A 14,916-nucleotide genomic window follows, 5' to 3' on the forward strand; every position below is an offset into this window, starting at 1 on the left:
AAAGGGTAGATACTAAAGAAAATGAATACCATTTTAGTCGTAGACGATGATCCGGAAATTCGAGATGTGATCCATGTATACTTGCGCAATGAAGGATATGACGTCATTGAAGCAGCCGATGGCTTAGAAGCCGTGGACATGATCCAATCGAGTTCGGTCCAACTTGTTATTCTGGATGTCATGATGCCACGGATGGATGGGATCACGGCATGTATGAAAATCAGGGGAATTTCAAATACTCCAATCATCATGCTGTCTGCCAAGGAAGAGGATATCGATAAAATTATCGGTTTGACGACCGGAGCAGATGATTACATGGTCAAACCATTTAATCCTTTGGAATTGATTGCACGCGTAAAAGCACAATTCCGTCGTCAATCCTTAATGGGCAAAGAAGAATTTAATTCGTTAATCCTCATCAAAGACCTGGCGATCGATAAGAATAAACATTCCGTAAAACTCAAAGGAAAAGAGATTTCGTTGACCCCTTTGGAGTTCGCCATTCTGCTGCTATTAGCGAGCCGGCCTGGTCAAGTTTTTAGCTCGGAGCAAATCTACGAAAGTGTATGGAAAGAGCCCTATGGGTATTCTGACAATACGGTTATGGTTCACATACGTAATTTAAGAGAGAAATTGGAGGAAACGCCAAGAGAACCTCAATACATTAAAACCGTATGGGGGGTTGGTTATAAAATTGATTAATTATGTTCGAAAGTTAAAACAAAACAAACGAATTCAAGTCAATATTCTCATTCGAATGATCCTAAGCCTCGTTATCTCACTTGGCATTAACTATGTTTTCCTTTTGACTTCGATTTATCTTGGTAACTCTATGGAATCTGATTGGTACTCTCGATTTTTTCCTTATCTGATTACCCCCTTGTTTATCGTTAGTTTCATCGGTGTTTTTCTATTTTTGACCCGGAACATTGTAAAAGACTTGATCAAACTAGAGCAAGGGCTTGAAAAAATCGCCGTGGGAAATTTAGGATATCGGGTAACGATTGACCGTCAAGACGAACTAGGTAATGTCGCTTTAAACATTAATAGAATGGCAGAGCGTTTAGAAGCACAAATTGCGAAGGAACGTGAGCTTGAACAATCTAAAATGGAAATGATTACAGGTCTCTCCCACGACTTGCGCACTCCTCTTACAAGTATCATCGGCTATATTCAGCTTCTAAAGACCGAATCTTTCCGAGACAAAGATGAGTACTCACGTTTTGTCCAAAATACGTACAACAAAGCCGTCCATTTGAGAAAACTCCTCGACGATTTGTTCGAATACACCCGGCTTACGTCTGTCGACGATACCCAATTGAATCGGAAAGAAATCGATTTATCCCAACTTTTGGAGCAAATGTTGTTTGAATTTGAGCCGCTTGCTCAAGAAAATGGGATTCGTATCGTCAAAGAGATTGCCCCCTCTCCGACGAATGTTTATGTGGACAGCGAAAAAATCGCCAGGGCAATCGACAACTTGTTGATGAATGCTTTGAAATACTCACACAAACCCGGTGCTATCGAACTTCGAATGGAAAAATTCAGTACACACATCGCGATAGAGATCCAAAATAAAGGGACACCGCTTAATGAGGATCAAGTGAACAAGCTGTTTGACCGATTTTATAAAGTAGACTTTTCAAGGAGCAGCGAAGGCATTCAGGCCGGCTCTGGGCTCGGTCTTTCCATTGCCAGGAATATTATGGAATTGCATCAAGGTAGTTTGACCCTGCATCATACCGGTGATGTTTTTTTGTTTACAATGTTGCTGCCGCTATATTACTCCTGAGCATAACCCTTCGAAAAACCGCTACAAAGAATGACGACGGAGGATGGATCATTGCGTAATGTGATTGGATGATAAACATGCTCTCCCTTATCTCCCCAAAATCATATTAACAGGAACCTCTGCAATGAAGCCTTTCTCGTTTCATACGGAATCGGGGCGAGTTGATAAATCGACGATGCGAAGACTTATACTGCGGCCTGAAATCCGGCGTGGCTCGCATGACCTGCCGCTCAACACCGCAATCATTAGCAATTCGCAGAGCGATGTCGTCAGGCGTCAAGTGATCCGTGTGGATATGCGTGGGAAACAAATTCTGAGATAAACTGGACAGACATCGATCCACCTGTTGGGCAGGCCATGAGTTTTGATGGTCTCCCAGGCCTCTCAATCGTTTTAATAACGTTTCTTTGCTCGCCAGCAGTGCAAAATGATGAACTTCAATCCCTCTGGTTCTTAAGCTGCCGATGATTTCATCGAAGTATGGGGGGTGAACCATCGTCATGGGAACAATTATGATGCCGGAGAATTCTCGGCTTAGGGCCTGAAGCATCGAAACGTTCATTGCCCGCCATACGCCATGATCCTGGAAATCCGGCTTCAGCATCGGTTTAGGCATGTTCTTCCGGATGAAGTATCCTGCATCACAATAGTTTCTCGTGGGTTATCGATCCACGTCCATTTTCATGCCGCTCGTAAATTTCCTGAACCCTATGGCTTCATAATAGGATTCCAAGCTCTCCACACACATGAGCTGAGGAATGATTCCGTGTTCCTTGCAGTGTTGAACCAACCGGCCCATCATCTCTTTGCCAATCCCCATGGATTGGTATTCCGGCAATACCCCGACGCCACAGATCAGGTCGGTAATAACGCCGTCCGAAATAATGCGCCCTGAACCGACTAATCGTTCGTGGTCATATGCATATATGGCAGACCAGCTTCCATGAAACATCCGTTCCAACTCATTCACAGTGAGTTTTAGTGAATTCCACCCCAACCGCTCGTATAAGGCTAACACCTTCCCAAAGTCTTCAGGCGGAGCGGTCGTATATCGAATGCGCTCTTCCAAACATATCATCTCCTATGCTGCATGTAATAAGCAATCATACTGATTCGCTGACAACTCTTTTATCGAATATCAATCTTCAATCGCAATGTTCAATGCCTTTCTATTATTAAAGGAGCTAAAGTTTCTCAAGCTCTTCGATTACGATTTGTCATTAGGCGGCATCTGACGATGCTGCCTTTTTGCCTTTAAATTCATGGAATTTCAATAAAAATAAAAGTATATTCCTTTTCATTCGCTTCATTCTCCTTTAATCATCCATGTAAATAAATGTTTTATTTATATATGCTTATACGAAAGCCAAAGTTTTTTAAACGGCAAAAAATAAATAAAGGAGATTTTTTTCGTGAACTCAAACACTGCTCTTATACGAAAAGGCGACGGAGCAAATGTGCCGTCTTCCCAACGTCTTCCGTGGGTCGGGCTGCTGGCCTTAGCCATGGCGGGGTTCATCTGCATTCTTACGGAAGGGCTGCCTGCTGGATTACTGCCGCAAATTGCGCAGGATCTCGGGGTCACAGAAGCTCTTGCCGGACAATTGGTTACTCTCTATGCGGTTGGATCTGTTCTGGCCGCCATTCCTTTGACAACGGCTACCCGCGGGTGGAAGCGCCGGCCGCTTCTGCTGCTGTGCATCGTCGGCTTTTTTGTATTTAACACCATCACCGCGTTATCTTCTATTTATGTGCTGACGCTTGTCGCGCGTTTCTTCGCAGGTGTTTCGGCAGGTGTATTATGGGGGATGACGGCCGGTTATGCGCGGCGCATGGTGCCTGATTCGTTAAAGGGACGAGCGATGGCCATAGCCATGGTTGGAACCCCGTTAGCATTGGCACTGGGCGTTCCGCTTGGCACTTTTTTCGGTACTTTTACAGATTGGCGTCTCATTTTCGGAGCTGTATCATTACTGGCTGCAGCCCTTATTGGCTGGGTGCTCTGGAAGGTGCCGGATTATGCTGGCGAGCCTGCCGGTGATCAGCTCCCTTTTTACATGGTTTTCCTGATTCCCGGTGTTCGGTCGATTTTGTTTGTCGTGTTGGCATGGGTATTAGCTCATAATATTTTGTACACTTATATTGCACCGTATCTTGCCGAAACGGCGTTTGCTCAGCGAGTGGATTTGGTTCTTCTTATTTTCGGCATTACCTCGATTGTCGGCATTTGGGTGATAGGCATGCTGATTGATCGTTTTCTAAGAATGCTGGTTATAATCAGCATCACGGGATTTGCTTTGGCTTCCGCAGCCTTGGGAATCGGAATGAATCAACCTGCAGTCATCATTCTTGGTGTTACGGCATGGGGGCTTACATTTGGCGGGGCAGCCACTTTACTGCAAACAGCGATAGCACAAGCAGCGGGAAAAAGCGCAGATATAGCCCAATCGATGCTGGTTACCGCGTGGAATGTGGCCATTGGCGGCGGAGGCATTATCGGCGGGCTTCTTCTCGAACAGCTTGGAGCCGGATTCCTTCCAGGCTCATTGATCATTCTGCTGCTTCCCTCCTTGCTTGCAGCTCGGCTAGCTAAAAAGCATGGCTTTCCTTCCTAAAGGAATCCACGAGCATGCGTAACATAATCAAAAAAATGAATTCGCTGCAAAGGCGGATTCATTTTTTTGGGGATTACAGGATTACATCCTATGCGAGCAAATTCGTTTCTCCAATGAGATTTTTATAAGCAATCGGTGAAGACATTACGATCAGAGTCGTATAGGTTCCGTATTGATCGCACCTGTTTTCAAACTCTTCCAACTCCTGAGTTGTTTCCGTGAGGACCTTCAATAAATAATTATGCTCTCCGCTTATCCGGTAACATTCCGTGACTTCTGGTGAAGAACGGCAAAAATCAAGGAAAGGATAGCAATTCCGGGTCCGAACAAGCATATAGGCTGTGCATGGCTTACCCACTTTTTGTGCGGAAATGACGGTTCGGTATTCCTCGATAATCCCCTTTTCTTCCATGCGTTTTACACGTTCGGTTACCGCTGGCTGAGACAGTCCCACCAGCTTTCCTAAATCCGTCATTGATAATCTCGCCTGGTTTTGCAAATGGAGCAGGATGTTATTATCGATCTCGTCCAAGAACATCGACCACCTTAATTATAAAAGTTATTTGTTCTAAATCCCTTTGGAATCATCGGAAACTACTTCATTTAACTTGTTTGTTTTATGTAATGCGGTAGAAATTATTTATATAATAAACATACTTGCTATAAATAATCAAGTAAATTACAGCGGGAGAGGATGAGAAACATGAGAAATATAAATCTGGAATGGTTGTACAAAAGCGTCAATGAGGTAGGTCATTGACCGTACTCTCGAGGAAAAAAGGATCGTGGGTACCGTTGTTCAAATTACATTAGGCGGAAACCTCGTTTACAGCAGGCCTGCTGGTTGGGCCGACCGCGAGCAGAAACGACCGCTGCAGGAAAATGCTTTGTTTAGATATGCTTCGGTAACCAACCAAAAGGTTCAATCGCGACGACTTTATAATAAGGAGTTAACTCTGATATGAGTGGCTTAAAATCAAGTGCAGGCGCCGCCGTTCCTGGTTGCGTCAAACTCTTAAGCTCCTCTTGTGATCATTGCATTGGCCTTGCGGTCGGTCCGCTATTGCAAGTCTAACCAACCCAAATGTCCTCTTAATGAATGCAATATGAACGGAGCATGAACGAAGTTGCCGGCAACCGTTGCATTTCAAGCGCTCTTTGACAGGCTATGCAAGTGAAAGAGGCGTATCTCTATGAGAACGCCTCTTTCACTCGCACCATCACAGCGGAAGACTTATTTCTGAATGACCGGAATGGTCATTTCAAGATCTTTATGATAGGTTTTAACCTTTTTTCCTGCGCTGTCCGTCACCAAGCTCCAATCCTTTTTCACGGTCAAAGTATACGGTTTAATCGTAATGGAGGTCGGTGTATTAGCAAATGGCTTATAGGCCTCATCTTCATGATATTCGGTATCAGGAGCGCTATGGGGGTATTCGATCAGCCTCTGCTGCACCGGATTACCATCCTGGTCCACGATGTCGTAGTACATCTTAGACGGGCTTAGATCTCCCGTTTGCTGGGCAGTTGCGGGAACTTTGCCTTTACTGTCTAGAACCAGACGAGTCGTTACCGGCGTCAACTCAACCTGCTTGACTGTATAGCTGAAGTCACCGCTGCTTTTCATTTGGTCCGGGTGAAGGACTACCGATTCTTTCGCCAGGTTTTGGACCGGCACGACGAATTCAAACGGCTCCTTGATCCCGGTGACGTTCAGTTTTACTGTCATGTCAAACGCTTCGGGGAGGTTCATTTCCGCCAATCCCTTCATAATTTCATACAGGGCTATATTGTGGATGTCTTGTCCGTCCTCCGTTTTGCCTACATCTTGCGAGAACATGCCGAAAAATTTGTTCTTTCCTTGAATGCTGACATCCGGCATATGGATATACCCTTTTTTCTGTTGTTCCAAAGGCGTCGATGGAATCAATTTTCCATTCTCGTCCTTTGCTCCTTCCGGCGGATAAGGGGAGAACATCGTATCGTCGTCCACGCCCTGACGCTCAATGGCAAATGCAAGCCGGTTTCCATCGAACATCACCTCTTTAATGCTGAGCGTCACCCCGTCCTTGGTCACACTCAAGTTCGGCGCCGTTGTCAGTCCTGTTGTGCTGGCCTTCTGCAAAGTGCTGTCCTCATTGTATTGGAATACACTGCCGATCAACGGTACATTTTTCAAGGCATCCGCCATAACCGGGGAAACAAATCCACTCCCCATCACCACGCCTCCAAGCATCGCGGCAGCGGTCACGCTGATCGCTACCTTTCTCTTCCACTTTCGAGTACGTTTGATTTCACTCGATCTGTTCATATGATCCAGCCTCTCCAAAATTTGATTCACATAGCTTTCTTGCGGCATTTCTTTTTGTTTAACGATCCTTCTAATCTGATTTGACTGCTCTTCTTCACTGGGATCTGACCATTGCTTCATGCGTTGTCCCTCCTTTAGATTTCTTTTCGCGAATTAGTTTTTTTCTGATGCGTTCATACTTTTTCCGAAGGGTCGCCGGTTTGCATTCCATGATCTGTCCGATTTCTTCAAAGCTGTACTGCTCAACGGCTCGTAATAGTACGAGATGCTTCTCTTCCACTTTCAAACTCATAAGTAGTTGTTCGACCTCGGGTATGTTCTCCTTCAAGTGCTGATGCTCCAACTCTTGAATTTCTTTTTGCAGGAATAACGTTTTCTTCTGCCTGCTTTTCTTTCTGAACATATCCATACAATGGTAATAGGCTATTTTGTAAAGCCAGGAAGAAAAGGAAACCTGATGTTCGTATTTTTGAATAGAGCGGTACAACTTAATGAAAATTTCTTGCAGCGCATCCTCCGCTTCTTCGCGATTTTTCAACATATAATAACAATACGTATAAATTTGTCTCTCAAATGTACGAATGATGACGGCAAAAGCTTCCTTGTCCCCTTTTTGGGCCTCGATCACATACGGTTCAATATCCATCAATTCTGCTCCGGTGTCTGTGTGCTTCAAACCATTCACCTCCCTTTTGTTTCATCTTCACCTTGTATAACGTCCAGCATTTTGCGATATGTGACATGTGCAAAAAAAAAAAGCCGCTCTTTAGCGACTATTTCAAATAAATGTGTAAAGATACATGGTTTGAAGTATACGTCCAAATCAGATTCTCAATTTTGAAATTGTTGTTAAATTTCTCGATCCACACTTGCTTTGCATTCAATAAGGCTGTTAATTGCGTGTTATTCAGCAATGCTTCTTCCAGTTGTTCATTCTTTTGAGCAACGAAAATAACGTTTATCATATCTTCATGACTTGTATACATCGTCGGTGTTTTTTTCCTCCTCTCTTTTGCAGTATTTTCAGGGCTGTAAATCCATTAGCGAACCAAAGGTTTGGGATGCTGTCGTAAAACAAATGAACGAGCACAGCTCTGCAATCTCGGGTTCGGAGAACTCGTTGCGCAGCACATCGAATGTTCCTTGATTAATGGCTGAGCGATGATTCAGAAACAATTCAGCAAAAGCTACAGCCAGACTGGTTTTAACATCAGCTTGGTTCAAATCCGGTTTTCCTTTGGCCTGGCAGTACTTGCATCCGTTGCCGTAGGCAAGGGTTCGACGAACCTGTTCTTTTAATTCGCTGCTTAATCGGCCGTCATCATAAAAAGCTTGTTCAAGCTTGGTCCAATTTGTTTGAATACCTGGATTATGACCCAACAAGCGTTGAAAAGGAGTTTCACCTATACTGGAGTAAGATAACCTGGTCATCCGTTCTCCTCCTTTCGTTCAACTAGAAATGGTGATTCCAACTGTAACCATAAAACCAAATACGTGTGTGGATAACAGCAACTATCCTAAACGGATGAGTACAGAAACGGATATTAAAATCATTGTATTACGACCATTCGGTTTTTTCAAGAACTGTTCGTTCTTTATCATGTTTTTCCAGCATATTGAAATAAAAAAGGAGAACCGCCTGTAAACTAGCAGTTCTCCTTTTTATTCGACCATTTCTTAGTGATCCAGGAATACAAGCTGGATAAAGAACAATACCGCAAAAATGTAAAATATCAGATGAACATCCTTGCCTTTTCCACGAAGCAGCTTAAGGACAGGATAGAAGATGAATCCTACGCCAATGCCTGTCGCAATGCTGTGTGTCAACGGAGTAAGGATGATAATCAGGAAGGCAGGAAAAGCTTCTTCGAGATCCTTCCAATTGATTTTGCTGATAACGCTGATCATAAAGTACCCGACAATAATCAATGCCGGAGAAGTGATCGCAGGGATGCCGGATATGACACTTACGATTGGTGTAAAGAACAACGTAAGCGCAAGCAGTACACTTACCGTTACCGCCGTCAGTCCCGTTCTTCCTCCGGCAGCCACCCCTGTGCTTGACTCGATATAAGCCGATGTCGGGCTGGTACCGAGTAAAGCGCCGGTGGTCGTCCCAACGGCATCTGCCAAGAGCGCGCCGCGCGAGCGCGGAAATTTACCATCCTTAAGCAATCCGGCTTGTTCAGCCACACCGAGCATCGTTCCCGTTGTATCAAACAGTGTGATTAACAAGAAGGTAAAGATGATCGTATACAAGCCGTTAGAGAATACGCCTGCCAGGTCCAGTTGGAAAGCCGTCGCCGTAAGGCCTTCGGGCATGGATACAATTGATTCCGGCATTTGAAATAGTCCCATCATCCAGGCAAGGATCGCGGTAATCACCATACCGATGAACAGATAACCCTTGACATTGTAAGCCATCAGCACAACCGTGATAATCAATCCGATAATCGTCAGGTAAGTCATTGGCTCTGCCAAGTTCCCGAGGGTAATCAGATTCGATTCCGAATCGGCGATAATTCCGGCATTTTGCAAGCCTACCGTCGTAATAAACAGTCCGATCCCTGCTGTGATCGCGTGCTTAAGGCTCGCAGGAATGGCATCCAGCAGCATGTAACGGAATGAAGTAAGCGATAAAACAATAAACAAAAGCCCTGCTATAAATACTGCTCCCAATGCAACCTGCCAAGACACGCCATATCCGGCGACTACACTGTAAGCAAAGAAAGCGTTGAGACCCATCCCCGGCGCTAAGACGATCGGATAGTTGGACCATATCCCCATAATCAGAGTCGCCACAATGCTCGCAAGTACCGTTGCAATGAATACTCCGTTAAATTCCATCCCCGTGCTGCTCAGTATGCCAGGGTTTACGATCACTATGTATACCATGGTGAAAAATGTCGTGATCCCTGCGATGATTTCTGTTGAAACGCTCGTGCCTCTTTCTTTGAGTTTGAACCAATTGTCCATGGTCAAGCCAGCCTCCAACCTTCAATAGATAAAAACAAAAAAATCCTAATCTGCGTATAGGATTGTTAAATTCCCGCTCCTATATTCGTCATTAGGATTTAACAGCAAGCTTCTAACTTAAATAAGGATACTTATATCTGTTTCAACCTGATGTCCATTTCGTATTTTAATAAACGTAACACTCATTGTCAACGAATTAACCGATTGTTCACAGTTATTCACGAACGATATCGATATTACATATCGTATTTATTCGTTTTTTTAGACTCTTGACTGCCTTCAGGCTCGAAGATATTTTGATTTTTCTCGTACCCAGTCCATTTTGACAAATAAAGAGTGAGAGTGATAGATTCTATAGGATACCGATTCTTACATTTGGGTGGGACCTATGAGAAAAAAATTACAGATTTACATATCGTCTACTTACTACGATCTGATTGAGGAAAGGCATACCGCTGTCGAAGCCGTACTTCAAGCTGGTCATATCCCTGCTGGCATAGAGCAATTTTTCAAGGAAAGCCCAATGAAAATCAGGCAGAGATGGATCGACGAGTCCGATGTATATATTCTGATTCTCGGCGGATTCTATGGCTTAACGCTTCCTGATGATGAAACCAAGAGTTATACGCAGTGGGAATACGAGTATGCGGGAGAAGCGGGTAAACCTCGATTTGCCTTTGTTGTCACGGATGAAGCATTAAGACATAAGCCATACGACTTCTCAGCCATTGAATATTATCAGCAGTTTCAAGAGTTCAAACAACTCGTCATGGAACAAATCCCGATCTATTATGTTGAAGATCTACGGCACATTAAAATGGTACTTCGCGATCAATTGCCGAAATATGCAGCAAGAGACGATTTATATGGCTGGGTATCCGGCAAGGATATCCCGGACGTTCAAAAGCTGTTGGAGGAGAATGCAAGATTAAAAGCAGCATTGGAGAAAAAGAAATGAAAGAGGGGCTTGCACAACTGGCCCCTTTCTTCCGTCTTCCCTTTATCTTTTCCTTTAATGACTATTGGAAAGACACCTTTAAAAAAAGTTTTTCAGTATCCGTTCGATCTCATTGGGCTCTGTAATTTCAGGACCGAAAAAAGCTCGAGGCTGCTTACCGTTATCCCAAGGATCCAACGAACAAGCATCATGAACATTGGCTATTTTCCAGGTCAACACATTGTCAAAAGTGGTTCCTGTATTCTGTCCATGAATATGATTGATCCAGATGGGTTCTTTGATATTAATGAACTCCCTGGGCACCTTAAACGCATCGCGCCAGGAAGTACGGGCCGCTTGTCCTCTCAAATATTCGTCCACACGGATCAGGGTTGCACCGTAGCTGGGAAGCCAGAAAAAAAATTTCCCCAGTCGATGTTGTACCGAATCGTAGATGTAACCGTATTGTGGGATCAGGGCAACCGTGTCTTTTCGGGGTGTATAGTCATGCAGCTTTTTGATAAAATCTTTGTGATACATATCGTCACTGGACAGATAGACGCGGTACAAATACCTGAACTCTCTAATATCTTGGATGACATGAGCTTGGTAATCTTTAGGTGTGACGAAACGGATATTGGAAGGCAACGGGGGATACTTTTTTAGTGTTTCTTGTATAAGCTTCTCTGAGTTCGGATCATACAGCAAGTAGCAGGTAAAATCCTGAGAAGATTGAAGAAGCAAGCTCTGAAGTGCATATTTCATGAATAAATCTATTCTGTATTCGATCCATCCCTTGGTCAGTCGATCCGCTGTCGCTCCCCAGTTATTAAAGAGCATTTCTACGACAAGCTTTTTTTCTTTAGACACGCACATAGCCCTCCTTTGATGTTCAAGGATGTTACCCCGAATTTTTTCAACTCCTCTTAATGAAAGGGAAATCCGGTGGTCAGTCTACGCTTAGTATATGTATGTTCGGTAAAACAGCAACGGACAAATTGCTTTGATGCATCGATTCAAACGACCGCAGAATCTGGATTCCACCTCTATAAAACCGGGAAAAGAAGAGAGAGTGCGGATATCCGATCTCTCTTCGTGGTAACGTCAATGACATCAGCTTTCTCATCGATTAAGAACGCCTCTGTTCAGCCCATGAATTCCCGTAATACTTGTTCGATCTGATCTTCACTCAGCCGGTCTTTAAGCGGAACCTTTTTTACCGAAGTATTGCTGGAATGAATGACATTGATATAATTGCGTGGAGGCAGCAGCTCATGCGGCAAATCGATGACATTCCCATGGGTGCCTCTCCCCGGTAACTTGACGCGGTATCCTGAGGCGTACTGCTCCGTTTTATACAGATACACATAGAACTGCGGTGAACGATGAAACGTCGGTGCCATCTCATTGTTGACGCTGTTCCAGAGATACCCGTTCTGATTAATTAGCGCCATCGTCTCTGGCTTTGGCTGCACGTTATAAAGCTGCTGAACAAACGTTCTGTGATAAAGGTCATCCGAATCCAGTCTGGCAATGTAAATGTCTTCATATCCTTCCGCAAAGGCGAGTATGGCGCGAACGCTCTCGATATGCGTACCGAAACGGATATTGGCCGGCAACGGTTCCTGCTCTGCCAAAATTTCCTGCATCAACTCTCCCGATTCCTTCGAGAGCTTCACGACGGCCAGGAAATCCTGATTCGTCTGTGCCTTAAGGCTGTTCAGCGTAAACTTGCGAAAAATGCCCATTCTCCGCACCAGCCATTCCCTCGTTAGACGCTCCGGGTCAAAACCATAGTTGTTGAAATTAATCTCGATCACGACTTTTCTTGTCACCATACCGCCTCCTCATAAAATCCCTAAATCCCGCAACCCAATTCCTGTCTCAACGAATTACGGTCTTGATCTCTTTATTCAATACTGCCGACTCTATAAAGTATGAAAAACGGAGCAAGACGTAACGGGCACTTGAACCGATCTTGGCGATTGAACGAAAAACTATTGCATAAGGTCCTACGCTTTGGAGCAATGTAGTGATGCAGAGGAAATAAAGATCTTATCATGACATGGAGGGAACGTTTTGGCCAAGAGCAAACAACAACAGGAAGCGCACGGAATCGGACAGATCGAACAGCAGTTGAACGATCAGATGGAGGCTGCCGCAGAAATTCAAGGACCATCCAAACTCGACCAAGAAATAAAAAGAGCCGCCCATCGTCATATTGATCCATCGAATGAGCCTTCAGAATAAGGAGAATTCCCATGAACAAACAAAGAGCGATTGAAATTTGTGAGTCAGGCATTATGAAACATGTAACTTATCAGGATGCGCCTGTTTTCATCCAGCATGTCAATGAGGATGATACCGCTCGGATCTATCCGATCGGCAACTCGGAGCAGGAAATGACCGTTCCTTTATCCAGTCTGGTTGAACATCCGTAGAATAAGGCGGGTTTTGGAACACTCTTCATCTTTACCATGCAGCCATATCCCTTTTGACCTGCAAAAAAACCGGAGCATTTAAGCTCCGGTTAACTCGTATAAGTTCTACCTTAAGATAATTTCCAAGCAGGAATCAAAGAATGAAACTCAAAAAAGTAACTTCCGATGACGTGAATTAATGTATATATAGCAAGAATGATCAAATATGTAATAAACCAGATGTATAGTGGCTGATGTAAAAATAGAAATAACAACAACATCCCAACCGGAAACGGTATAAGAACAATCAGCCAAATAGGTAATCCAAGCGCCTCAGCGATAGCACCGAGTGAAACTACGGATGCACCGATCACGACGGCCTGCCACATTGCAATTCCACTGGTAAATATACGGCTGCCCAAAAAATAAGATAGCGATGTGAGCAGTACGGCTATAATAAAACTGACGGCATATGGCAAGAGCGCCACCTCCTTTCGAATGATATTTTACTATATTATATAGTAAGGAAAATAGCAGAATATGCTTATTTTTGTAAAATGAGTACATGGAAGAAATCTTATCATAATCACAGCTTCATACCGAGCCTCCTCTATTCTATATGGGAGACATCCAATAAACGCTTGATACTCTCCCGATCTCTGCCTTCAATTAAATCAAAACGAATAAGAGGCAATATAATCTGCTCCTTTTAGGGTTAGTGATTCTTGTCTACGTATGCGTTAGATCAAGATTTTTTTGGCATCTTCCACGATCTGGTTTACAATATCGCCTGCGGCTTGATCCGCTGTAAGCATTCTCGTGCCTTGTCCCGCCCAAAGCGCCATATATTCCGGGTTGTTCTGACGGGCAGAAGCATTTCTGATTTCTCGTGTTAATGTATTTTGTGTAGGAAAAGGAAGAGGCTTAATATCGCTTGTTTCCCAATGTCGGATAAACGTATTGCGTATTCCCCTTGCCGGCCGTCCCGAAAATGCATTGGTGATCACGGTGCTTTCCTCCGTACTTTCAAGCAGTGCCTGTTTATAAACCGGGTGTGCACCCGACTCCGCTGAGGTTAAAAATCTTGTCCCCATTTGTACCCCTTGCGCACCTAAAGCAAGCGAAGCTACCAGCCCCCTGCCATCCATAATTCCGCCAGCCGCAAGAACGGGAACTTTCACCTGATCAACAATCTGCGGGACAAGCGCCATCGTTCCGATGTTGGCTCCAGATGGTCTGGATGACGTATCAAAAGTCCCGCGATGTCCTCCGGCTTCACTGCCTTGAGCAACGATAACGTCGCATCCTCGTTGTTCAGCCTGGATCGCTTCGTCTACAGTTGTTACTTTATTCATGATTTTTATACCTAATGATTTCGCTTGCTGCATGTGATCATCCGATAATAAACCGAAGGTTGTACTAATAATCGGAACGTTTTCCTCTAACAACACGCGAAATTGTTCATCAAATCGATCTGGTGTATGAATTCCATTTTGATCAGGTTGTAATATTCCTAATGAGTCACGGATCGCATTCAGTTTTTCATTAACGGCATTAAAATTTTGATAATGATCCGGTCCAACGTTAGCAAAAATGTTAACAGCAAAAGGAGCTTGAGTCAGCTTCCTGATGGCTTGTATCGCATCCCTTATTTCTTCGGGTGTCATGTAAGCAGCGCCCAAGGTTCCGAGACCCCCTGCATTAGAAACTGCGGATACGAGCGGAACCATGTTCGCAATTCCAGCCATGCCTGCAAGTACAATGGGATAACGAATATCGAAAAGTTCACAAAATTTGCTATATAGTTGTATGGCCATCGTTGCTCCCTCCTCATTATGAATATCTTCACATTAGTTTACACCGAC

The 14,916-nt window shown here is 44.2% G+C and carries 17 protein-coding genes and 1 pseudogene; 7 read left to right on the forward strand and 11 right to left on the reverse strand.

Annotated features, from left to right (window positions below; all coding sequences use genetic code 11):
• Nucleotides 1-21: 21 nt before the first annotated feature.
• Both SNR34_RS18285 and SNR34_RS18290 read left to right on the forward strand, forming a co-directional pair.
• Complete coding sequence (locus SNR34_RS18285) at nt 22-702, forward strand: response regulator transcription factor (protein WP_236412381.1); 681 nt, start codon at nt 22-24, stop codon at nt 700-702.
• Nucleotides 695-1,792 carry a sensor histidine kinase gene (locus SNR34_RS18290; protein ID WP_486179867.1) on the forward strand — a complete coding sequence of 366 codons (1,098 nt, stop codon included), beginning with the start codon at nt 695-697 and terminating at the stop codon, nt 1,790-1,792. The genes SNR34_RS18285 and SNR34_RS18290 overlap by 8 nt, the downstream gene beginning before the upstream one ends.
• Nucleotides 1,793-1,898: 106 nt before the next feature.
• Here the strand turns inward: SNR34_RS18290 and SNR34_RS18295 are convergent, their stop codons facing one another.
• Nucleotides 1,899-2,408 (reverse strand): tunicamycin resistance protein, encoded by a 510-nt coding sequence (locus tag SNR34_RS18295; RefSeq protein ID WP_486179868.1) that lies wholly within the window; start codon nt 2,406-2,408, stop codon nt 1,899-1,901.
• A gap of 45 nt (nt 2,409-2,453) precedes the next feature.
• On the reverse strand, nt 2,454-2,861 hold the full coding sequence (locus SNR34_RS18300; protein WP_486179869.1) for a GNAT family N-acetyltransferase: 408 nt from the start codon (nt 2,859-2,861) through the stop codon (nt 2,454-2,456).
• Nucleotides 2,862-3,204: 343 nt separating this feature from the next.
• Between SNR34_RS18300 and SNR34_RS18305 the strand changes: the two genes are divergently transcribed.
• Nucleotides 3,205-4,407, forward strand: a complete 1,203-nt coding sequence (locus tag SNR34_RS18305; RefSeq protein WP_486179870.1) for an MFS transporter — start codon at nt 3,205-3,207, stop codon at nt 4,405-4,407.
• Nucleotides 4,408-4,495: 88 nt separating this feature from the next.
• On the opposite strand, the gene SNR34_RS18310 is transcribed toward SNR34_RS18305, so the two are convergent.
• Nucleotides 4,496-4,939, reverse strand: a complete 444-nt coding sequence (locus SNR34_RS18310; RefSeq protein ID WP_236412373.1) for an Lrp/AsnC family transcriptional regulator — start codon at nt 4,937-4,939, stop codon at nt 4,496-4,498.
• Nucleotides 4,940-5,192: 253 nt separating this feature from the next.
• On the opposite strand from SNR34_RS18310, the pseudogene SNR34_RS18315 reads away from it, so the two are divergent.
• A pseudogene (locus tag SNR34_RS18315) lies at nt 5,193-5,258 on the forward strand (hypothetical protein); the annotation flags it as partial.
• Between the two features lie 383 nt (nt 5,259-5,641).
• Here SNR34_RS18315 and SNR34_RS18320 read toward each other — a convergent pair.
• From SNR34_RS18320 to SNR34_RS18335, 4 genes are all read right to left on the reverse strand, one after another.
• Nucleotides 5,642-6,838: a DUF4179 domain-containing protein gene (locus SNR34_RS18320; RefSeq protein ID WP_486179871.1), complete on the reverse strand. Its 1,197-nt coding sequence runs from the start codon at nt 6,836-6,838 to the stop codon at nt 5,642-5,644.
• The gene (locus SNR34_RS18325; RefSeq protein WP_486179872.1) at nt 6,813-7,394 is read right to left on the reverse strand and encodes an RNA polymerase sigma factor; all 582 of its coding nucleotides are present in this window, start codon (nt 7,392-7,394) and stop codon (nt 6,813-6,815) included. The genes SNR34_RS18320 and SNR34_RS18325 overlap by 26 nt, the downstream gene beginning before the upstream one ends.
• Nucleotides 7,395-7,741: 347 nt before the next feature.
• Nucleotides 7,742-8,149, reverse strand: coding sequence for a carboxymuconolactone decarboxylase family protein (locus tag SNR34_RS18330; RefSeq protein ID WP_486179873.1), 408 nt, complete (start codon nt 8,147-8,149; stop codon nt 7,742-7,744).
• Nucleotides 8,150-8,395: 246 nt separating this feature from the next.
• Nucleotides 8,396-9,694 (reverse strand): NCS2 family permease, encoded by a 1,299-nt coding sequence (locus tag SNR34_RS18335; RefSeq protein ID WP_486179874.1) that lies wholly within the window; start codon nt 9,692-9,694, stop codon nt 8,396-8,398.
• Between the two features lie 388 nt (nt 9,695-10,082).
• Here SNR34_RS18335 and SNR34_RS18340 point away from each other — a divergent pair, with 388 nt between their 5' ends.
• On the forward strand, nt 10,083-10,652 hold the full coding sequence (locus SNR34_RS18340; protein ID WP_486179875.1) for a DUF4062 domain-containing protein: 570 nt from the start codon (nt 10,083-10,085) through the stop codon (nt 10,650-10,652).
• 78 nt (nt 10,653-10,730) lie between these two features.
• Here SNR34_RS18340 and SNR34_RS18345 read toward each other — a convergent pair whose 3' ends face one another.
• Both SNR34_RS18345 and SNR34_RS18350 read right to left on the reverse strand, forming a co-directional pair.
• A complete protein-coding gene (locus SNR34_RS18345) occupies nt 10,731-11,507 on the reverse strand; it encodes a glycosyltransferase (protein ID WP_438286779.1) in 777 nt (258 codons plus the stop codon).
• 269 nt (nt 11,508-11,776) lie between these two features.
• A complete protein-coding gene (locus SNR34_RS18350; RefSeq protein WP_236412933.1) occupies nt 11,777-12,466 on the reverse strand; it encodes a glycosyltransferase in 690 nt (229 codons plus the stop codon).
• 244 nt (nt 12,467-12,710) lie between these two features.
• Here SNR34_RS18350 and SNR34_RS18355 point away from each other — a divergent pair, with 244 nt between their 5' ends.
• Together SNR34_RS18355 and SNR34_RS18360 are read left to right on the forward strand one after the other, a co-directional pair.
• On the forward strand, nt 12,711-12,881 hold the full coding sequence (locus tag SNR34_RS18355) for a hypothetical protein (RefSeq protein ID WP_236412365.1): 171 nt from the start codon (nt 12,711-12,713) through the stop codon (nt 12,879-12,881).
• Nucleotides 12,882-12,892: 11 nt separating this feature from the next.
• Nucleotides 12,893-13,072 carry an H-type small acid-soluble spore protein gene (locus SNR34_RS18360; protein ID WP_236412364.1) on the forward strand — a complete coding sequence of 60 codons (180 nt, stop codon included), beginning with the start codon at nt 12,893-12,895 and terminating at the stop codon, nt 13,070-13,072.
• 110 nt (nt 13,073-13,182) lie between these two features.
• Here the strand turns inward: SNR34_RS18360 and SNR34_RS18365 are convergent, their stop codons facing one another.
• Nucleotides 13,183-13,539 (reverse strand): hypothetical protein, encoded by a 357-nt coding sequence (locus SNR34_RS18365; RefSeq protein ID WP_486179876.1) that lies wholly within the window; start codon nt 13,537-13,539, stop codon nt 13,183-13,185.
• 252 nt (nt 13,540-13,791) lie between these two features.
• Nucleotides 13,792-14,868 carry an NAD(P)H-dependent flavin oxidoreductase gene (locus SNR34_RS18370; protein WP_486179877.1) on the reverse strand — a complete coding sequence of 359 codons (1,077 nt, stop codon included), beginning with the start codon at nt 14,866-14,868 and terminating at the stop codon, nt 13,792-13,794.
• Between the last annotated feature and the right edge of the window lie 48 nt (nt 14,869-14,916).

This window comes from Paenibacillus sp. XP01 (assembly GCF_057364885.1).